Source organism: Bradyrhizobium stylosanthis (genome assembly GCF_001641335.1).
Taxonomy (GTDB): domain Bacteria; phylum Pseudomonadota; class Alphaproteobacteria; order Rhizobiales; family Xanthobacteraceae; genus Bradyrhizobium; species Bradyrhizobium stylosanthis.
This window is the reverse complement of sequence record NZ_LVEM01000005.1, coordinates 266,722-285,595: the sequence shown is the minus strand read 5'-3', so window position 1 is coordinate 285,595 and position 18,874 is coordinate 266,722. Positions and strand designations below refer to the sequence as shown.

18 protein-coding genes are annotated in these 18,874 nt (G+C 64.5%); 11 read left to right on the top strand and 7 right to left on the bottom strand.

Translation table 11 applies throughout. The features are described 5' to 3' along the window. Positions 1-8: 8 nt before the first annotated feature. Positions 9-1,031 carry an ABC transporter substrate-binding protein gene (locus tag A7X65_RS32610; RefSeq protein ID WP_063693054.1) on the bottom strand — a complete coding sequence of 341 codons (1,023 nt, stop codon included), beginning with the start codon at positions 1,029-1,031 and terminating at the stop codon, positions 9-11. 161 nt (positions 1,032-1,192) lie between these two features. Between A7X65_RS32610 and A7X65_RS32605 the strand changes: the two genes are divergently transcribed. The 4 genes from A7X65_RS32605 (at position 1,193) to A7X65_RS32590 (ending at position 6,183) form a co-directional block, all read left to right on the top strand. Then, positions 1,193-1,999 (top strand): creatininase family protein, encoded by an 807-nt coding sequence (locus A7X65_RS32605; protein ID WP_063693048.1) that lies wholly within the window; start codon positions 1,193-1,195, stop codon positions 1,997-1,999. Between the two features lie 139 nt (positions 2,000-2,138). Then, positions 2,139-2,402, top strand: a complete 264-nt coding sequence (locus A7X65_RS32600) for a hypothetical protein (protein ID WP_063693843.1) — start codon at positions 2,139-2,141, stop codon at positions 2,400-2,402. Between the two features lie 431 nt (positions 2,403-2,833). Then, positions 2,834-4,765 carry a carbohydrate porin gene (locus A7X65_RS32595; protein WP_063693046.1) on the top strand — a complete coding sequence of 644 codons (1,932 nt, stop codon included), beginning with the start codon at positions 2,834-2,836 and terminating at the stop codon, positions 4,763-4,765. 122 nt (positions 4,766-4,887) lie between these two features. After that, entirely contained in the window at positions 4,888-6,183 is a 1,296-nt protein-coding gene (locus A7X65_RS32590) for a hemolysin family protein (protein WP_063693842.1), read from the top strand. A 187-nt stretch (positions 6,184-6,370) separates the two neighbouring features. Here the strand turns inward: A7X65_RS32590 and A7X65_RS32585 are convergent, their stop codons facing one another. The 3 genes from A7X65_RS32585 to A7X65_RS32575 all read right to left on the bottom strand — a co-directional run bounded on the left by A7X65_RS32585 (position 6,371) and on the right by A7X65_RS32575 (position 9,505). Then, complete coding sequence (locus A7X65_RS32585) at positions 6,371-6,610, bottom strand: PilZ domain-containing protein (protein ID WP_063693044.1); 240 nt, start codon at positions 6,608-6,610, stop codon at positions 6,371-6,373. 105 nt (positions 6,611-6,715) lie between these two features. Continuing rightward, a complete protein-coding gene (locus tag A7X65_RS32580; RefSeq protein ID WP_245324012.1) occupies positions 6,716-8,422 on the bottom strand; it encodes an FMN-binding glutamate synthase family protein in 1,707 nt (568 codons plus the stop codon). Between the two features lie 309 nt (positions 8,423-8,731). After that, complete coding sequence (locus tag A7X65_RS32575) at positions 8,732-9,505, bottom strand: ferredoxin--NADP reductase (RefSeq protein WP_063693042.1); 774 nt, start codon at positions 9,503-9,505, stop codon at positions 8,732-8,734. Here A7X65_RS32575 and A7X65_RS42210 point away from each other — a divergent pair. Beyond that, positions 9,504-9,656 carry a hypothetical protein gene (locus A7X65_RS42210; protein ID WP_156528319.1) on the top strand — a complete coding sequence of 51 codons (153 nt, stop codon included), beginning with the start codon at positions 9,504-9,506 and terminating at the stop codon, positions 9,654-9,656. The genes A7X65_RS32575 and A7X65_RS42210 overlap by 2 nt on opposite strands. 252 nt (positions 9,657-9,908) lie before the next feature. Next, positions 9,909-10,712 carry an ATP-grasp domain-containing protein gene (locus A7X65_RS32570; RefSeq protein ID WP_063693036.1) on the top strand — a complete coding sequence of 268 codons (804 nt, stop codon included), beginning with the start codon at positions 9,909-9,911 and terminating at the stop codon, positions 10,710-10,712. A gap of 201 nt (positions 10,713-10,913) precedes the next feature. On the opposite strand, the gene A7X65_RS32565 is transcribed toward A7X65_RS32570, so the two are convergent. Further along, positions 10,914-11,843 (bottom strand): amino acid ABC transporter substrate-binding protein, encoded by a 930-nt coding sequence (locus A7X65_RS32565; protein ID WP_063693034.1) that lies wholly within the window; start codon positions 11,841-11,843, stop codon positions 10,914-10,916. Positions 11,844-11,852: 9 nt separating this feature from the next. Continuing rightward, entirely contained in the window at positions 11,853-13,151 is a 1,299-nt protein-coding gene (locus A7X65_RS32560) for a dicarboxylate/amino acid:cation symporter (protein WP_063693032.1), read from the bottom strand. A 212-nt stretch (positions 13,152-13,363) separates the two neighbouring features. Between A7X65_RS32560 and A7X65_RS32555 the strand changes: the two genes are divergently transcribed. Then, the gene (locus A7X65_RS32555; RefSeq protein ID WP_063693030.1) at positions 13,364-14,365 is read left to right on the top strand and encodes an NADP-dependent oxidoreductase; all 1,002 of its coding nucleotides are present in this window, start codon (positions 13,364-13,366) and stop codon (positions 14,363-14,365) included. Positions 14,366-14,508: 143 nt separating this feature from the next. Here the strand turns inward: A7X65_RS32555 and A7X65_RS43375 are convergent, their stop codons facing one another. Further along, positions 14,509-14,769, bottom strand: a complete 261-nt coding sequence (locus A7X65_RS43375; RefSeq protein WP_245324009.1) for a hypothetical protein — start codon at positions 14,767-14,769, stop codon at positions 14,509-14,511. Here A7X65_RS43375 and A7X65_RS32550 point away from each other — a divergent pair. The 4 genes from A7X65_RS32550 to A7X65_RS32535 all read left to right on the top strand — a co-directional run bounded on the left by A7X65_RS32550 (position 14,768) and on the right by A7X65_RS32535 (position 18,769). Next, positions 14,768-15,460 (top strand): cysteine rich repeat-containing protein, encoded by a 693-nt coding sequence (locus A7X65_RS32550; protein WP_245324007.1) that lies wholly within the window; start codon positions 14,768-14,770, stop codon positions 15,458-15,460. The genes A7X65_RS43375 and A7X65_RS32550 overlap by 2 nt on opposite strands. 125 nt (positions 15,461-15,585) lie before the next feature. After that, positions 15,586-15,801, top strand: a complete 216-nt coding sequence (locus A7X65_RS32545; protein ID WP_063693025.1) for a hypothetical protein — start codon at positions 15,586-15,588, stop codon at positions 15,799-15,801. A gap of 191 nt (positions 15,802-15,992) precedes the next feature. Continuing rightward, positions 15,993-17,159 (top strand): FAD-dependent monooxygenase, encoded by a 1,167-nt coding sequence (locus A7X65_RS32540; protein WP_063693023.1) that lies wholly within the window; start codon positions 15,993-15,995, stop codon positions 17,157-17,159. Beyond that, positions 17,156-18,769 (top strand): benzoate-CoA ligase family protein, encoded by a 1,614-nt coding sequence (locus A7X65_RS32535; RefSeq protein WP_063693022.1) that lies wholly within the window; start codon positions 17,156-17,158, stop codon positions 18,767-18,769. The genes A7X65_RS32540 and A7X65_RS32535 overlap by 4 nt, the downstream gene beginning before the upstream one ends. Positions 18,770-18,874: the final 105 nt, after the last annotated feature.

The window sequence follows — 18,874 nt, the reverse complement described above, 5'->3', positions numbered from 1 at the left end:
ACCGTGCGCTACGGCTTGTTCGGGCGCCGCTCGACGCCGACGCCCTTGTTGACGAAGCGCAGCGTGTAGGACTTGCGGAAGTCGAGATCGGCCTTCACGACGCCGGCCTTCACCATCTTGTTGAAGAAGGAAGCGTAGCGCTCGTCGCTCATCGCACCGATGCCGTTCTTCAAGCTGTCGCCGGAATCGACGATGCCGTATTCCTTCATCTTGGCGACGGAATAGGCGAGCAGATCGTCGGTCATTTCAGGATTGAGCTTCTTGATCATGGCATTGCCGGCGGAATTGTCGCCGTAGATGTAATTGTACCAGCCGATCATGGAGGCATCGACGAAGCGCTGCACGAGGTCGGGCTTCTTCTCGGCGACGTCGCGGCGGGTCTCGATCAGCGTCGAGTAGGTGTTGAAGCCGTAATCGGCGAGCAGCAGCACGTTCGGCTTGAAGCCTGCGGCCTTCTCGACCGCGAAAGGCTCGGAGGTGACATAGCCCTGCATTGCGCTCTTGGGATTGGCGATGAAGGGCTGCGGGTTGAAATTGTAGGGACGGACGTTCTTCTCGTTGAAGCCGTATTCGGACTTCAGCCACTGGAAATAGCTGGTCATGCCTTCCTTGGAGACGAACAGCGTCAGCGGCTTGAGGTCCTCGATCTTGGCGACCTTGGCGTCGGGCTGCGTCAGCATCACCTGCGGATCTTTCTGGAACACCGCGGCGATGGTGACGACGGGCACGTTGTTGGCGACCGCGTCGAACGACATCAGCGTGTTCGCGGCCATGAAGAAATCGATCTTGCCGGCGATCAGCAGCATCCGGTTGTTCTCGTTGGGACCGCCGGGGACGATGGTGACGTCGAGGCCGTATTTCTTGTAGGTGCCGTCCGCGACCGCCTGGAAGAAGCCGCCATGCTCGGCCTCCGCGACCCAGTTGGTGCCGAAGGTGACCTTGTCGAGCGTCTCGGCGTGAACCGGTGCAAGAGAGACCACAGCGGCCAGCAGGCCTGCCGTCAGCGCTCGCCGCAGATGAGAGGGGGTCATGATGGCACTCCGTCGTGGCTGGCCCAATCGCGTCTGGCTCAAGTGAGGGCAACGCGATAGAACCGCATGAAGTTCGGGGACGCGAGCCGGCCAGGCCCGCGTCCCCTCCTACCCCAAATTACGTGACAAATTCGGGCAAAGAAACCTCCAAGGACAATTCAATGACGCCGTCCCGCGACTGGATCGACATCAACTGGGCCGATGCTGCCCCGGCGGATGTGTCGCGCTGGATCGCGGTGCTGCCGCTGGCGGCGACCGAGCAGCATGGCCCGCATCTGCCGCTCGAAACCGACGTGCTGATCGCCGACGCCTATCTCGCCCGCGTGCGCGCGCTGTTGCCGGCATCCGTTCCGGCCAGCTTCCTCCCCGTCGAGCCCATCGGCATTTCCACCGAGCATATCGATTATCCGGGCACGCAGACGCTGCCGACCGAGACCGCGCTGAAGCGATGGACCGGAATTGGCGCGGAGGTCGCGCGACGCGGCGTGAGGAAGCTCGTCATCATCACCAGCCATGGCGGCAACAGCGCGGCGATGATGCTGGTCGCGCAGGATCTGCGCGCGCATCACAAGATGTTCGTGGTGACGACGTCATGGTCGCGGCTGTCAGGCGCGGACAAGCTGTTCTCGCCTGAAGAAGTGCGCCACGGCATCCACGGCGGCGCGGTCGAGACCTCGATCATGCTGGCGCGCTATCCCGATCAGGTGCGGACAGATGCGATCGCGGATTTTCCCGCGAGCAGCATCGCGATGGAGCAGCAATATCGCTGGCTTTCGACGCAGCGGCCCGCGCCGTTCGCCTGGCAGGCGCAGGATCTCAACGCCAGCGGCGCCGTCGGCAACGCGACGCAGGCGGTGCCTGAGAAGGGCGAGCAGCTCGTCGACCAGGGCGCCCGCGCCTTTTGCGAGCTGCTGGGCGAGGTCGATAACTTCGACGTGAACAGGCTCGCCAAAGGCCCCCTCGGCTAGCCCGTATCCTTCTGAATTCGCTGGCAAAATAGCAGGACTCGGGGCGCGTTCGAGGCGCCTTCGAACCGGTTTTGCCATGCCTCCGTCCAACTGGGCACGCGGGCCACAGCGGACCGCCTCAACCCGGATGGAGTTTCACATGTCGATCAAGACCAAGATTGCCGCCGTCGCTCTCGCTGCCCTCGCCGTCACCGGCAGCATCGTGTCCACCACCTCCGCGGCCGAAGCCAAGCAGCCCGGCTGGGTCTGGGGTGTGGGTGCCGGCATCGCCACCGCCGCCGTCGTCGGCTCCGCGATCGCCGCCAGCAACGACCCCTATTACTACGGCTATCACCGCTGCGGCTGGGTCGCCCAGTACAACGCCTTCGGCCAGTACGTCGGCCGCGTTCGCTCCTGCTACTGATTTGAGTACCTGAGGCCGATCTCTCGTGGATCCTGCGTCCGACACGGGCGCCTCATCCACCCCGTGTCGTGCCCCCGACCCGCCCGGTTGTCCCCCCGGGCGGGTCAACCATTTTTGGACCCAGAAAATTTGTTGCAGCCCCGTCACACAGCAGTGCGAACCATCAACTGCGGCAATGCGCACCAGTTGCTATTGCGAATTAATCGCAATAAGGTTCGCAGCAAGTTCAGTAGCCTGGGAAGAAATCGCGTCGAATCGAGATCATCTCGGCCGACGTCGTGGACGACCGGAACCTGATGACAGGGCCGCCGCGAATCTGCAGGGATATCGCGGCGAGTGGGACACATTCGCGTTTGGGGGCGTGCGTTTTGACGTTGAGAGGGCATCGTTACAAATATCTGCGAACGGCCGCGGCGATTGCCTCGGGCGTAATGGTTTTGCCCAGCGCGAGCCGCGCGGCCGATCTGCCGCTGAAGGCCCCGGCTTTGAGAGCCGTCTATGATTGGACCGGTCTCTACATCGGCGCGCATGCCGGCGTGACCTACGGCACGTCCTCGGCGACACTGACCGATCCCACCGTCGCAACCGACAACCACGTATTCACCGGCGCGACCGGCGGCGTGCAGGCCGGCTACAACTGGCGCCTCAACTCGGGGCTCCTGCTCGGCGTCGAGGGCGACATCTCGTTTCCGAACTACCTGCCTTCCAATCACGTCGTCTCATCGGCAGCGACCGCACTGTCGGGCACAGAGGAGCGCTGGGACTACGTCGCGAGCCTGCGCGCCCGGCTCGGCTACACCAGCGGCAACTGGCTGTTTTATGCGACCGGCGGCGCCGCCTTTGCCGGCGAGCGTTTTCTGTCGACGCCCACGGGCGGTATCGAAGAGAAGGTGCTGCACACGCGGTTCGGCTGGACCGCCGGCGGCGGCGTCGAATACGCCTTCGCGCCGCATTGGAGCGCGCGGCTCGAATATCTCTACAGCAAGTTCGACAACGCCAGCGTCACCTTCCCCTCCGGCGCGCAATATTCGTCGTCGATGGATTTCCAGAGCCTGCGCATCGGCCTCAATCGCAAGATCGACTGGCCGGGCGTGCCGACCTACAATCCGAAATCCGACGTCACCGACACCGAGTCCAGCCGCTGGGAGATTCACGGCCAGTCGACGGTGCTCGGGCAAGGCTACCCCGCCTTCCACGCGCCCTATACCGGAACGAACAGCCTGCTCCCGTCGCCTGATTTTCAGCAGACCTGGAGCAATTCGCTCTATCTGAATGCGCGGCTGTGGGACGGCGGCGAAGTCTACTTCAATCCCGAGCTGCTGCAGGGCTTCGGCTTCAACAACACGACGGGCGCCGCGGGCTTCCCCAATGGCGAAGCGCAGAAGTCCGGCTTCCCCTACCCGCACTTCAATGCTTCACGGCTGTTCGTGCGCCATACCTTCGGCTTCGGCGGCGAGCAGGAGGAGCTTGCCAGCGGCCAGTTCCAGCTTGCAGGCAAGGCCGACATCTCGCGCCTGACCTTGCAGGTCGGCAAGTTCTCCGTCGTCGACGTGTTCGACGGCAACTCCTATGCGCATGATCCGCGCAAGGACTTCATGAACTGGTCGATCTGGGCCTCCGGCGCCTTCGACTACGCCGCGGACAAGCTCGGCCTCGGCTACGGCGCCACGGCCGAATTGAACCAGAAGCAGTGGGCGATCCGCGGCGGCTACTTCCTGATCGACGCCCAGTCCAACTCGAACAATTTCGACATGAACGTCGGGCGCCGCGGCGAATATGTCGGCGAGCTCGAGCTGCGCTATTCGCTGTTCGGCCAGCCCGGCAAGCTGCGCACGCTCGGTTTCGTCAACAGCGCCTTCTCGGGCAGCTACCGCGAGACGCTGGACAATCCCGCCTTCGGCGTGGACATCAGCCAGACCCGCCGTGGCCGCCTGAAATACGGCTACGCGTTCAACCTCGAACAGGCCATCACCGACGACCTCGGCGTGTTCGGCCGCTGGAGCTGGAACGACGGTCGCAACGAGATCATGGCCTTCACCGACATCGATCGCAGCCTCTCGGGCGGCGTCTCGGTGAAGGGAGCGAAATGGGGCCGACCCGACGACGTCGTCGCCATTGCCGGCGCCGTCAACGGCCTCTCGCGGGACCATCGCGACTTCATCGCCGCCGGCGGTCTCGGTCCGCTGATCGGCGACGGCCAGCTCAACTACCGCCACGAACGCGTGCTGGAAACCTATTACGCCTACGCACTGAACAAGGCGCTGACCTTCACCGCCGACTACCAGCTCATCGTCAATCCCGCCTACAATGCGGATCGCGGCCCTGTGTCGGTGTTCTCAGGGCGGCTGCACGGAGAGTTCTGAGCAACTGCGGCGGTTCCGGTGCGACAATTTGGGCCGGAACCGGGCCAATCGCTTATGGAGTTCATATATAAGGGACTTGGTCCGGCGTCCGCCGGGTCAGGTGTCCCTTCTCCTTGCGCGAAATGTTATCCGTCGAACTCATTATCGTCGTCGTCCTGATTGTCATTAACGGCCTGTTATCCATGTCGGAGCTGGCCGTGGTCTCGTCTCGCCCGGCGCGCCTTTCGCTGCTCGCCGCCAGGGGCGTGCGCGGCGCCGAGCGGGCGCTGACGCTGGCGGCCGATCCCGGAAAATTCCTCTCGACGGTGCAGATCGGCATCACGCTGGTCGGCGTGCTCTCGGGCGCGTTCTCCGGCGCAACGCTCGGGCAGCGGCTGACGCAATGGCTGGTCGAGCTCGGCATGTCCTCAGGGATCGCCGACATCGTCGGCGTCGGCATCGTCGTCACGCTCATCACCTACGCGACGCTGATCGTCGGCGAGCTGGTGCCGAAGCAGGTGGCGCTGCGCGACCCCGAGAGCATCGCGGTCCGCGTCGCGCCCGCGATGCACCTGCTTGCGAAGATATCGCTGCCGCTGGTGTTCCTGCTCGACCTCTCCGGCAAGCTGATCCTCACGCTGCTCGGCCGCGGCGGCAAGGCCGAGGAGAAGGTCTCGGAAGACGAGATCCATCACCTCGTCAGCGAGGCCGAGAGCGCCGGCGTGCTCGAGCCCGGCGAGAAGGAGATGATCGCCGGCGTGATGCGGCTCGGCGACCGGCCGGTCGGCGCCGTCATGACGCCGCGCACGGAGGTCGACGAGATCGATCTGAACGACGCCCCGGAGGCCATTCAGGCGATCATCGCGAAGAGCCCGCATTCGCGCTTTCCGGCATCCGACGGTGATCGCGACAAGCCGATCGGCGTGCTGCAGGCCAAGGACCTGCTGGTCGCCTATATGAACGAACGCGCGCCCGACCTGCGCGCGCTGGTGCGCGAAGCGCCGAGCATTCCGGCCTCGGCGGATGCGCGCGACGTGCTCACGATCCTGAAGGCCGCTCCGGTCCATGTCGGCTTCGTCTACGACGAATACGGCGCCTTCGAAGGCGTGGTCACCGCGGCCGACATCCTGGAATCGATCGTCGGCGCGTTCCATTCCGAGGAGGGCCCGCCGGAGCCGGCCTACGTCAAGCGCGCGGATGAATCGCTGCTGGTCGCCGGCTGGATGCCGGTCGACGAATTCGGCGAGCTGCTCGGCATCGAGCTGCCGCCGCATCGCTTCAACACGGTGGCCGGCCTCGTGCTGCAGCAGTTCAGCGTGCTGCCAAACGTCGGCGATGCCTTCGACCTCGGCGACTGGCACATCGAGGTGGTCGATCTCGACGGCAGGCGGATCGACAAGATCCTGGCGAGCCGGCGCGGGGAGCAGGCTGCGGCGTGAGGGGGGCGCGATGGTGGGGCGCATTCCGCCGCGTTAGTCGTCGTCCCGGCGAAGGCCGGGACCCATAACCACAGGAAGTCGTTGTAGCGCGAGATCTGAGTTGGCTGTCTTCGCCAAACTCAACCCTCGGCGTATGGGTCCCGGCTTACGCCGGGACGACGGTGGAATTTGTGGCGCGAGCCCGCCCCTACCCGAACCTCACCCCGATCCGCTTTTCCTTACGCCAGACCACGGTGCAGGACAGGTGCTTTCCATCGGCAGCAATGAACAGGGTAAAGTGCTCGGGGATGCCGACCGGGCTGGTGACGTCGAGCGCGGCGCCGCTGTCGGAGAAATTGCGAACGGTGCAATCGATGGCGCCGCCGCCGAACTCGATCGTTCCGGCTTTCAGCACCCGATGTCGGGCCTTGTCGCGTCGTTCGTCCATGGGGGCTAATCTACACCCAAAGTTGAACAAGACGTTACACCCACCCTCCGCTCGCAGCAAAATTTTCGGCCCCCAGCGCGCGGCCCGCGGACCGCGGCCGGCCGCTCACAGCGCCGGCTGGAACGTGTCGGCGCGCGCCATCTGCCAGGCGTCGCGGAAACGGGGGTCTTCGGTGCCTTCGAGCAGCTCGCCCGGGCGCAGCGCCGGATAGAGCTGGGCGAAGGATCTGACCTGGGTCGTCGACGTCCGCTGGTTGAAATGGATCGGGCGCAGCTGCTGAGGATGCTCGAGGCCGGCCGCGGCGATCAGCTCGGTCAGCGAATGCAGCGTCGCATGATGATAATTGTGCACGCGGTCGATCTTGAGCGGCACGTAGAGCGCGCGTGCACGCGTCGGGTCCTGCGTCGCGACGCCGGTCGGGCAGCGGTCGGTGTGGCAGCTCAGCGACTGGATGCAGCCGAGCGAGAACATGAAGCCGCGCGCCGAATTGCACCAGTCGGCGCCGATCGCCATCGCGCGCGCCATGTCGAAGGCGGTGGCGATCTTGCCGGACGCCCCGACCTTGATGCGGTCGCGCGCATTGATGCCGACCAGCGCGTTGTGGACGAAATTGACGCCCTCGCGCATCGGCATGCCCAGATGATCCATGAACTCCAGCGGCGCGGCGCCGGTGCCGCCTTCGTTGCCGTCGACGACGATGAAATCGGGATAGATGCCGGTTTCCAGCATCGCCTTGCAGATCGCCAGGAATTCCCAGCGATGGCCGATGCACAGCTTGAAGCCGGCCGGCTTGCCGCCGGACAGGCGCCGCATCTCGGCGATGAACTGCATCATTCCGACAGGCGTGGAGAAAGCGCGGTGCGAGGCCGGCGAGATGCAGTCCTCGCCCATCGCGACGCCGCGGATTTTCGAGATCTCCTCCGAGACCTTCGCCGCCGGCAGCACGCCGCCATGGCCGGGCTTGGCGCCCTGGCTGATCTTGAGCTCGACCATCTTGATCTGGTCCTGGCCGGCGACGCGCGCAAACGCCTCGGGATCGAAGGTGCCGTCGAGATGGCGGCAGCCGAAATAGCCGGAGCCTATCTCCCAGATGATGTCGCCGCCCATCTCCTGATGATAGGGACTGAAGCCGCCCTCGCCGGTGTCGTGTGCGAAGCCGCCCTTCTTTGCGCCGGCGTTCAGCGCCCGCACGGCGTTGGGGCTGAGCGCGCCGAAGCTCATCGCGGAAATGTTGAACACCGAGGCCGAATAGGGCTTCGTGCAGTCGGGACCGCCGATGGTGATGCGGAATCTCTCCGTGGCATGCGACTTCGGCGACACCGAGTGATGCATCCACTCGTAGCCCTCGCGATAGACGTCCTCCTGGGTACCGAACGGACGCTTGTCGAGCTGCATCTTGGCGCGCTGATAGACCAGCGAACGGGTGTCGCGCGAGAACGGCATGCCGTCCTTCTCGCTCTCGAAGAAATACTGCCGCATCTCGGGGCGGATCTCTTCGAGCAGGAAGCGCATATGCGCCGAGATCGGGTAGTTGCGCAGCACCGCGTGCCCCTTCTGCAGGAGGTCGCGGACGCCGAGCAGCGTCAGGGCGCCGAAGATCAGGATCGGGATCAGCAGGATGTCGAAGATCTTGCGGTCGGCGATGCCGATGCCGACCAGCAGGGCCGTGACCACCGCGCAGATCGTCAGCACGATGAAGCGCGGCGAGAACGGCAGCAGCAGGGTCTCGATGATCCCCTCCTGCGCCAGAGGCAGACGTTTTGGCGATTCCAGATTTTCGTTGTCGGCCACGATCCACCCTCCCGCAGGCATAAGGCGGTAAGATACGCCCGCGCCTATCATACGGATATGACGCGGCCCTTGTTTCAGGCTAGCGAAATCGGCCGGCGCAGATCAATCCGCCGAGAGGATGGGCTTTTGCAGTGCAGCAGAGGGGTGGGGTGGGAAGGGCAAATAATTGGGTAAGGCGCTTTACCCACCGCCGTCGTCCTGGCGAAAGCCAGGACCCATTACCCCTGAAGGGAGCTGTGCGAAGACTGACAACGACCAGCCTTCGCCAAGCTGGACTCGGTGGGTATGGGTCCTGGCTTTCGCCAGGACGACACCGAGGGGAGACGGCAATCAGCGCTCGACGAAGGCTTTCTCGATCACGAAATGGCCGGGCTTGTTGCCGCTGCCTTCGATGAAGTCGCGGCCCTCGAACATCACCTTCAGCTCTTCCAGCATCGCCGGGCTGCCGCACATCATGACGCGGTCGGTCTCGATGTTGAGCGGGCCCTGGCCGATGTCGTTGAAGATCTGCTCGGAGTTGATGAGGTCGGTGATGCGGCCGCGGTTCTTGAAGGGCTCGCGGGTCACGGTCGGGTAGTAGATCAGCTTGTCGGCGAGCAGTTCGCCGAACAGCTCGTCCTCGCGCAGGTTCGCGACGAGCTTCTCGCCATAGGCGAGCTCGGAGACCTGGCGGCAGCCATGCACGAGCACGATGGACTCGAACTGCTCGTAGACCTCGGGGTCCTTGATCAGGCTGGCGAAGGGCGCAAGGCCGGTGCCGGTCGACAGCAGCATCAGCCGCTTGCCGGGGATGAGGTTGTCGGTGATCAGCGTGCCGGTCGCCTTGCGGCCGACCAGGATGGTGTCGCCTTCCTTGATCTTCTGGAGGCGCGAGGTGAGCGGGCCGTCCTGCACCTTGATCGAGAAGAACTCGAGCTCTTCCTCGTGATTGGCGCTCGCCATGCTGTAGGCGCGCAGCAGCGGACGGCCGTCGACCTCGAGGCCGATCATGGCGAACTGGCCGTTCTGGAACCGGAAGCCGGTATCGCGCGTGGCGCGGAAGCTGAACAGCGTGTCGGTCCAGTGGTGGACGGAAAGAACCTTCTCTCGGTAAAACGCGCTCATGATTTTCGATATTCCGAATATTTGCGGTTTTAGGGCAAAAGCGTTGCCCGGCCCTGAAATCGGGGCGGTCACCATTGCCATGGCGGAGGATTTCGCGTGTGTGATCTACGCCATTGAGACCAATAATCAACCTCGTTTCGGATGCAATTGATGCGGGTCAAAGCGGCATTTGCGGCAGAACTGGCCACATCATTAATGAATCTGCTGCCGGGCACGCCAAGTGGGCAATTTCTTTTCCCTTGGGAGCGTGATTGCAGCACTTAATTTCCGTCGCGCTCGCGAGAATTTCATTAAGAATAGCTCTGATTTTCATCCCGGTTCGGCGCCATTCCCCGCATTTTTGCGGCTTTTGGCGCCAGAACGACTGAAACGAGCGACACCGATACCAGAGCGACCAAGGCAGATGGCAGGCAGCGAGCGGACCTTCGTCCAGGCGATCAGGCGCTATTGCGCGGGCCACGACATCGCGATCGACGTCCGCGCCGGCGGCTGGCTGATCGCGATGCGCCGGGGTGAGACACGCCGCTTCGCCTTCGGCTACGACATCGGCCTCAACAGCGCCATCGCGCACCGCCTTGCCAATGACAAATCGGCAACTGCCGAGGCGCTGACGCTGGCGGACGTGCCGTCCATTCCGCATCACCTTTTCCTCAATCCTAGGCTGGGCCCGAACGTCGTCGGCGCCTCCTGGCGCGAGGCCATGCTCGGGCTGCTCCATGATCACCCGCAAGGCGTGGTGGTGAAGCCGAACGAGGGGACATCGGGGCGCTCGGTGTTCAAGGTGACGACGGAGGCGGAGCTCGACCACGCGGTTGGCGAGGTCTTTGCGATGAGCACGGGGCTCGTGATCTCGCCCTATGTCGCGATCGAGGAGGAGGTCCGCGTGGTGCTGCTCGATGGCGCGCCGCTCGTCGTCTACAGCAAGCAGCGCGGCGCGGACTGGCGGCACAATCTCGATGCCGGCGCAAAGCCGGTGCTGCTGGAGGAAGGCGAGGTTCGCACCGCTTGCGTCAAGCTCGCGATCGATGCCGCGAACGCCATCGGCATCGTCTTCGCGTCCATCGACGTGGTCCGCGTCGACGGCGGCTGGCGCGTGCTCGAGATCAACTCCGGCGTGATGATGGAAGCGCTGAGCAAGCTGCATCCGGAGCTGGTGCAGGCGGCGTATGACGCGGCGTTGGACCGGGTGTTTGGGGAGACACACTGAGTACCGAGCACGCGGTGCAATCCTTCTCCCCTTGTGGGAGAAGGTGGCGCGAAGCGCCGGATGAGGGGTATCTCTCCGCGAATTCAATGAGAGTTTCTCTCGCGGAGAGATACCCCTCACCCGTCTCGCCGCTATGCGGCGAGCCACCCTCTCCCGCAAGGGGAGAGGGTGCACCGAGATCGCGGCGCGAGCGCAACGAACTCAATTATTCGCGCTGGCCGAATCGTCCATCGCCTTGAAGGCTTCCTCGAGCTGCAGCGAGATCGGCACGTTGAGCCGTTCGCCCGTGGGCAGCCTTGCGATGAACCATTTGTTGTAGAGCGGGACGAGGTCGCGGTTGGAGCCGAGCTTGCGGAAGGCGCGCTCGACCACGGCGGCGAGTTGCGGCTCGCCCTTCTTGAACATGATGCCGTAGGGATCGTAGGACAAATAGTCGCCGGTGACGCGGAACTTGTCCTGCGCCTTGTGGCGCGCGATCAGGCCGAACAGCAGGATGTCGTCGGTCGCGAACGCATCGGCCTTGCCGTCGACGAGCATCTGATACGACTGCTCGTGGTCGGGCGAGGTGATGATGTTGAGGCCGAGCGCGTACTTCTTGTCCGCCGCCTGGATCGCCTGCTCGTTGGTGGTGCCTTTCGTCACCACGATGGCCTTGCCCTTCAGGTCGGTCAGCTGCTGGACGCTCGCGGCCTTCGGCACCATCAGCTTGGTGCCGGCGACGAACATCAACGGCGAGAACGCAACGCGCTTGCCGCGCTCGGCGTTGGCCGTGGTCGAACCGCATTCCAGGTCGATCTTGTTCTGGAGCACGGCGTCGATGCGGTCGTCCGAGGTCACCTTGACGTAGTCGATCTTGAGATTGGGGTCGTCGACCTCGACGCCGATCTCCTCGACGATGGCCTCGCACAGTTCGAGGCTGTAGCCGATCGGACGATTGGCCTGATCGAGGAAGGAGAACGGCGGCGAGCTCTCGCGATAGCCGAGCCGCACGGTGTGCGCTTTCTTGATCGCCGACAGCGTCGGGCTGAGCCCTTCGCCGGCAGTCTGGGCGGACGCCGTGGTCGCGAGCAGCGATGCTGCCGCGAGCCAGAGCAGGCCGCCGATCACTGACCTCGCCAGTGTCTGGCCCATGGTTCGCTCCTAACCATGGCCGGCCATGGCAGGCACTTCGCCCGGCACCAAGTCGCCGGGCACGGCGTCGCCCGGTCCCATCTCATGCTCGGGCCCGAGCTCGCCTTCCCACTTCGCCACGACCGAGGTCGCCAGCGTGTTGCCGATCACGTTGGTGGCGCTGCGGCCCATGTCGAGGAAGGTGTCGATGCCCATGATCATGAGCAGTCCGGCCTCGGGGATGTTGAACTGCGCCAGCGTCGAGGCGATCACGACGAGGGAGGCGCGCGGCACGCCGGCGACGCCCTTCGAGGTGATCATCAAGGTCGCCAGCATCGCGAGCTGGGTGCCGAGCGACATGTCGATGTGATAGCTCTGCGCGATGAAGATGGCCGCGAAGGTGCAGTACATCATCGTGCCGTCGAGGTTGAAGGAATAGCCGAGCGGCAGCACGAAGCTCGAGATCCGCGACGAGGCGCCGAAGCGGTTGAGCGCCTCGAGCGTCTTCGGATAGGCCGCCTCCGAGCTCGCGGTCGAGAACGCGATCATCAGGGGTTCGCGGACCAGCTTCAGCAGATGGCTATAGCGCGGCCCGATGACGACGAAGCCGACGATCACCAGTATCCCCCACAGGATCGCCAGCGAGAGATAGAAGCCGCCCATGAAGACGATGAGCTTCCAGAGCACGGCGAGACCGTTCTTGGCGACCGTCGCGGTGATGGCGGCCCAGACCGCGAGCGGCGCGAACAGCATCACGTAGCTCGTGACCTTGAGCATGATGTGGCCGACGTCGTCGATCATCGCCAGGATCGGCTTCGAACGTTCGGGCATGGAGCCCATCGCGACCGAGAAGAACACCGCGAAGATCACGATCTGCAGGATCTCGTTCTGCGCCATCGCGTCCGCGATCGAGGTCGGGATCAGATGGGTGAGGAATTTCTCGATCGAGAACGCCGACACCGGCAGGCCGGTCGATTGTCCCGCCTGGGGCAGCGTACCCGGGAAGTTCGCGCCGGGCTGCAGCAGGTTCACCATCACGAGGCCGAGCAGCAGCGAGACGAAGGAGGCGCTGATGAACCAGCCCATGGTCTTGGCGAAGATGCGTCCGAGCTTGGAGCCCGATCCCATATGGGCGATGCCGCCGACCAGGGTCGCGAACACCAGGGGCGCGATGATCATCTTGATCAGGCGCAGGAACATCATGGCGATCAGGTTGATGGCGGAGGCCCACTCACCGCGGGTATCGGGCAGGAAGTTGTAGATCGCCGAGCCCATGATGATGCCCAGCACCATCGCGGCCAGGATGTATTGTGTAAACCTGTTCGACATTGAAAGACCCCCACTACACCGGCCGCTTCATGATGTCGCAGATATGACGATCACGCAACACGCTTTGCGTGCGCTTGCGACGGCGCAATGTTCCCGTTGCGAAACGAGGACGCGCGATCTAGCCTTCATGCAGCGCACAACGAATGCGGCTTGCACGCTTCCTTTGCGGCAGCTGCATCAATAATCGTCAAATTAGCGAAGAGGGGAACGCCATGAGCAGCAGTACCAATCGCCAGATTCTGCTGGTGGAAAAGCCCAGCGGCAAGCTCGGTCCTGAACATTTTGGAATGGTCGAGGGCGCGATGCCGGAGCCGAAGGACGGCGAGGCCTTGCTGCGCGTGCGTTACATCTCGCTCGATGCCGCCAACCGGGCGTGGATGCACGGCGCGACCTACCGTTCGGCCGTCGAGGCGAACAGCGTGATGGCCGGCGGCGCCATTGCCGAGGTCGTGAGCTCAAAGGCACCGGGCCTGGCTGCTGGCGACATCGTGTTCGGCGACACCGGCTGGCAGGAGTTTGCCGCGGTGCCGGCAAAGCATCTGACCAAGATGCCGAAGCTCGAGCCGATGACGCACCTGCTCAGCGTGTTCGGCATCGCCGGCCTCACCGCCTATTTCGGCTTGCTGGAGGTCGGCAAGCCCAAGGAGGGCGAGACCGTCGTGGTCTCGGCGGCCGCGGGATCGGTCGGCTCGATCGTCGGCCAGATCGCCAAGATCAAGGGATGCCGCGTCATCGGCATCGCCGGCGGCGCCGACAAGTGCAACTGGCTGACCTCCGAGCTCGGCTTCGATGCCGCCGTCGACTACAAGGACGGCGCCGTGTTCAAGGCGCTGCGCGCGGCGGCGCCCAAGGGGATCGACGTCTATTTCGACAATGTCGGCGGCGACATTCTGGAAGCCTGCCTGCCACAGATGAACAATTACGGCCGCATCGCCTGCTGCGGTGCGATCTCGCAATATGACGGCGCGCCCTCCGCGCACGGCCCGCGCGGCGTGCCCGGGCTGATCGTGGTGAAGCGGCTCGTGATGCAGGGCTTCATCGTGATGGACTACATGAAGGACAGCCAGCGCGCGCTCGCCGATCTGCAAGGCTGGGTGAAATCCGGCAAGCTGAAGGTGCAGGAAGACATCATCGACGGTCTCGAGAACACGCCGAAAGCGCTGATCGGATTGCTCGCCGGCGAGAACCGCGGCAAGCGCATGGTGAAGCTCTAGCGCATATCGCTTGTTCGAGCATGACTTCCGCGCCAACGCGTTTCGCGTTTGTCGCGAGGGAAAGCCGCTGCGCACTTTCCGCTCACGCGGCTCTCCGGATCCGGGCCGTGCTCTCAGTTACGTCGCAATTGAAGCGGCAATATCTACTTGCGGTAGAGGCTGAAGCGGCCAATGATGCCGCACGCGGCATCACCCGCGACGATTGTTTGCATCACTTTTAATAAATCGTCGGCGTTACCGACAGGGCAGGAATTCACCCCAATGTTCAACACGTTGAAACATGCATCAACGCGCACGGCGTTGCTCGCGGCAGCACTCTTCGCAACTGCAACAGGAGCCTTGGCGCAATCGCCGACCGAAGCCCAGAAGAGCGCCATCCGGTCCGCGTGCCGTTCGGACTTCATGGCGCATTGCTCGAGCGTGACGCCCGGCGGCGTCGAGGCGTTCCAATGCCTCGCCAAGAACATGTCCAGCCTGTCGTCGGGATGCCAGGCCGCGGTTCGCGCGGTCGAGCCGGCCTCTGCACCGAAGACCGAAGCGGCGCCGGCCAAATCCGAGCCTGCCAAATCTGAGCCTGCAAAAACGGAAGCGGCGCCCGCCGCCGAACCCGCAGCCAAACCGGCGGCTGCCGCCGCTCCGAAAGCTGCAGCACCCAGGCCGCCGAGCTCTGCCCAGGTCTCCGCGATCAAGAGCGCCTGCCGCGGCGACTATCCCAAGGTCTGCGCCGGTGTGCCGCCGGGCGGCGCGCCCGCGCTCGAATGCCTTGAGAAGAACAAGGCGAAGGTGTCGGCGGGCTGCGCCAAGGCCGTGACTGCGGCAATGGGCGGCGGTGCGGCAGCCGCCGCGCCTGCTGCTGCTGGTGCCGCACCGGCTGCAGCGGCGGCGCCCGCCGCGGCGCCGGCGGTCATCGTGCTGCGCCCGTTGCGGCCGCGCGAAGAGCTGTTCATCGTCCGCTCCGCCTGCGGCGCCGACGTCCGCTCGCTCTGCGCCGGTGTCGCGCCCGGCGGCGGCCGCATCATCCAATGCATCTCCAACAACGCCGCGTCGCTGTCGCCGGCGTGCAAGGACGTGCTCGCTCCGTTCGCGGCGCAATAAGGCGGGGCACCATCACGCGCCCGGACGCGTGGCCATGACGAGGCGCGCGAATGAATTTTCGCGCGCCTGCAGCGACAAACCTTTTACAAAGCCGATTTCAATCACCACAAGACCGGGAGGACTACATGCGTTCACTGCTGCTTATCGCTTCCGCTCTCCTCGCCTTCGCCGCGACCATGACGTTCGAGGCCACCGACGCCAATGCGGTTGTGTGCGCCCGCGGCGTCTATCGCGCCGGTTGCGCCGGGCCGAACGCAGCCGTCGTCGTCCGCAAGCCGGTTCCAATGGTCCGCTGCACCAGGGTGCTGGTGAACGGCGTCTACGTGAAGCGCTGCGTCTGACCGGTGGGTGGTCAATCCGGCGCGGTTTGGCTATGATTCACGCCTGACGATTTCGGGCACGCCTCGAACGCGTGTCCGGAGAGTGAGCTTTGGCGTGCCGTGCCCTAGCGATAATTCCGCTGGCGCGGCAGGCCGGAGCACATTAGTCTACCCCTAGATAGTAAGTATACTGTCAATTAGGGAGGCAGACGTTGCGGATCGCCGTGATTGGCGGGGGGCCCGGTGGGCTCTACTTCGCCTATCTCTGGAAGAAGCGTCACCCCGAGGATCAAGTCGACCTGTTCGAACAGAACCCGGCCGACGCGACCTGGGGCTTTGGCGTTGTGTTCTCCGACCAGGCCCTGGAATTCCTGCGCACCGACGACCCCGAGACGGTCGATGCGATCGCCCCGCATATGGAGAGCTGGGAGAACATCACGCTGAACCTCGGCGGCGACAGCGTCGCCATCGACGGCGTCGGCTTCTCCTCGATCGGACGGCTCGAGCTGTTGAGATTCCTGCAGCAGCGCGCGCTCGACGCCGGCGTCACGCCGCGCTTCGATACGCCGATCCACGCCATCGACCAGCTCAATGGTCACGACCTGATCGTCGCCGCCGACGGTCTGAACTCGCTGGTGCGCCGCGCCTATGAGGGCGATTTCGGCACCTCGCTGTCCTATTCCTCCAACAAGTTCGTCTGGTACGGTACGTCGAAGCGCTTCGACACGCTGTCGCAGACCTTCGTGAAGACCGACCGCGGCGCCTTCAACGCCCACCACTACCGCTACTCGCCGACCATGAGCACTTTCCTGGTCGAATGCGATCACGCGACCTGGCAGGCCTATGGCTTCGCCTACAAGGACGTCGAGCAGTCCAAGGGCGTCTGCGAGGAAGTGTTTGCCGACACGCTCGGCGGCCATTGCCTCGTCTCCAACAAATCGGTCTGGCGCAATTTCCCCTGGGTCTGGAACGAGCACTGGTCGTTCAAGAACATGGTGTTGATCGGCGATGCCCTGCACTCGGCACATTTCTCGATCGGCTCCGGCACGCGGCTTGCAATCGAGGACGCGATCGCGCTGGTCAAGGCGCTGGAATCGGACGCACATCTGACCACTGCACTGCTTCGCTACCAGGCCGAGCGAAAGCCGGTGGTGCAAAAGCTCATCAATGCGGCCCGCACCAGCGCGTTCTGGTACGAGCACTTCGCCCAGCACATGCAGATGAATTTGCTCGATTTCGCCTACAGCTACATCACGCGCTCCGGCCGCATCGACGATTCACGGCTGCGCCACATGTCACCGGCCTTCATGGCGCGCTACGAGGCCGCCAAGAACGGTGCAGGCGACGGCGGGGATGCGGCCGACGAGGCCACCGCATGAGCAACGAGATTCGTGACCAGGTGCCCGCCGACAGCACGGGCGCGCGTGAGATCGGCTTTGCCGTTCCGCAAGCCTACAATGCCAGCCGCGTACTGTTCGACAATCTGGCGCAGGGCCGCGGCGACAAGCTCGCGCTCATCGGCCCCGCGGGCACGCGCACCTATGCGGAGCTCTGCGCGGACGCCTGCCGCTGGGGCAATGCCTTCACCTCGCTGGGGCTGAAGCGCGGCGACCGCGTGCTGCTGTTCCTCGACGACACCCCGGCCTACCCCGCCGCGTTCTTCGGCGCGGTGCGCGCCGGCTTCGTGCCGCTGCTGATCAACACGCTGACGCCGCCGGACCTGCTGCAATTCTATCTCGCCGATTCCGGCGCTGCCGTCGCGGTCGCCGAGGCCGAATTCTGCGCGCGCTTCAACGCGGAGGCGTGCAAGGACACGCAGCTGCAGACGCTGGTCGTCGTCAATGGCGCGGTCGGCCAGCACGCCGCGCCTGCCGCGGTCGCGGCGGCGAGCTGGCTCGCGCAATTTTCGGCCGAACTCGCTGAAGCGCCCACCAACCGCAACGAGATGGCGTTCTGGATGTATTCGTCCGGCTCGACCGGCCGGCCCAAGGGCATCGTGCATCTCCAGCACGACATGGCCTATAGCGAGATCGCCTTTGCGCAGAACATCCTGAAGCTGGCGCCCGGCGACATCTGCTTCTCGGTGCCGAAGATCTTCTTCGCCTATGGCTTCGGCAATTCCGTCACCTTCCCGTTCTCGGCCGGTGCAACCACGCTGCTGCTGCCGGGCCAGCCGAAGCCGGCCACGATCTTCGCCGCGATCGAGCAATACAAGCCGACGGTGTTCTTCGGCCTGCCGACGCTCTACACGTCGCTGACCAAGGCGGAGGGCGCGGACAGGACGAATTTCTCCTCGCTGCGCATGGCGCTTTCCGCGGCCGAAGTGCTTTCGGCCGAAGTCTTCAACGGCTGGAAGACGCTCACGGGCCTGGAGATCGTCGAAGGCCTCGGCTCGACCGAGGTGCTGCACATCTATCTCTCCAACCGTCCCGAGCGGAAGAAGCTCGGCGCCGCGGGCCTGCGCGTGCCCGGCTACGAGGTCGCGCTGCGCGACAAGGACGGACGCGACGTCGGCGACAACGAGGAAGGCATCTTGTGGGTGCGCGGTGATTCCAACACGCCGCTGTACTGGAACCGGCCGGACAAATCGGCCGAGACCATTCGCGAGGGCGGCTGGATCTACACCGGCGACCGCTTCGTCCGCGATGCCGAAGGCTTCCACTTCTTCCGCGGCCGCGCCGACGATCTCATCAAGATCTCCGGCCAGTGGGTCTACCCGCTCGAGGTCGAGCTCTGCCTCGCCGACCACCCCGATATCCGCGAATGCGCCGTGTTCGCCGCCGAGTTGCCGGACCGCCGCATGACGCTGAAGGCGGTGGTGGTGATGAACAACCGCGCGGCCGACCAAAGCGAGGCGACCCGGCGCTTGCAGGACTACGTCAAGGGCAAGCTGCTGCCGTACAAATACCCGCGCGAGGTAATCTTCATCGACGAGCTGCCGAAGACCGGCACGGGGAAGATCGACAGGCAGGCGCTGCTAAGGATGTAGCCCGAGGCCGCACCACACGTTCGGAAGTCGTAGGGTGGGCAAAGCGAAGCGTGCCCACCATTGCCTATTGGGAGAGAGATCGTGGGCACGGCGCTTCGCGCCTTT

Bases quoted from the DNA above. Each gene is read 5' to 3' on its own strand.
- A7X65_RS32610 (WP_063693054.1), bottom strand. From the start codon at position 1,031: ATGACCCCCTCTCATCTGCGGCGAGCGCTGACGGCAGGCCTGCTGGCC.
- A7X65_RS32605 (WP_063693048.1), top strand. From the start codon at position 1,193: ATGACGCCGTCCCGCGACTGGATCGACATCAACTGGGCCGATGCTGCC.
- A7X65_RS32600 (WP_063693843.1), top strand. From the start codon at position 2,139: ATGTCGATCAAGACCAAGATTGCCGCCGTCGCTCTCGCTGCCCTCGCC.
- A7X65_RS32595 (WP_063693046.1), top strand. From the start codon at position 2,834: ATGGTTTTGCCCAGCGCGAGCCGCGCGGCCGATCTGCCGCTGAAGGCC.
- A7X65_RS32590 (WP_063693842.1), top strand. From the start codon at position 4,888: ATGTTATCCGTCGAACTCATTATCGTCGTCGTCCTGATTGTCATTAAC.
- A7X65_RS32585 (WP_063693044.1), bottom strand. From the start codon at position 6,610: ATGGACGAACGACGCGACAAGGCCCGACATCGGGTGCTGAAAGCCGGA.
- A7X65_RS32580 (WP_245324012.1), bottom strand. From the start codon at position 8,422: ATGCCTGCGGGAGGGTGGATCGTGGCCGACAACGAAAATCTGGAATCG.
- A7X65_RS42210 (WP_156528319.1), top strand. From the start codon at position 9,504: ATGATTTTCGATATTCCGAATATTTGCGGTTTTAGGGCAAAAGCGTTG.
- A7X65_RS32575 (WP_063693042.1), bottom strand. From the start codon at position 9,505: ATGAGCGCGTTTTACCGAGAGAAGGTTCTTTCCGTCCACCACTGGACC.
- A7X65_RS32570 (WP_063693036.1), top strand. From the start codon at position 9,909: ATGGCAGGCAGCGAGCGGACCTTCGTCCAGGCGATCAGGCGCTATTGC.
- A7X65_RS32565 (WP_063693034.1), bottom strand. From the start codon at position 11,843: ATGGGCCAGACACTGGCGAGGTCAGTGATCGGCGGCCTGCTCTGGCTC.
- A7X65_RS32560 (WP_063693032.1), bottom strand. From the start codon at position 13,151: ATGTCGAACAGGTTTACACAATACATCCTGGCCGCGATGGTGCTGGGC.
- A7X65_RS32555 (WP_063693030.1), top strand. From the start codon at position 13,364: ATGAGCAGCAGTACCAATCGCCAGATTCTGCTGGTGGAAAAGCCCAGC.
- A7X65_RS32550 (WP_245324007.1), top strand. From the start codon at position 14,768: ATGGCGCATTGCTCGAGCGTGACGCCCGGCGGCGTCGAGGCGTTCCAA.
- A7X65_RS43375 (WP_245324009.1), bottom strand. From the start codon at position 14,769: ATGAAGTCCGAACGGCACGCGGACCGGATGGCGCTCTTCTGGGCTTCG.
- A7X65_RS32545 (WP_063693025.1), top strand. From the start codon at position 15,586: ATGCGTTCACTGCTGCTTATCGCTTCCGCTCTCCTCGCCTTCGCCGCG.
- A7X65_RS32535 (WP_063693022.1), top strand. From the start codon at position 17,156: ATGAGCAACGAGATTCGTGACCAGGTGCCCGCCGACAGCACGGGCGCG.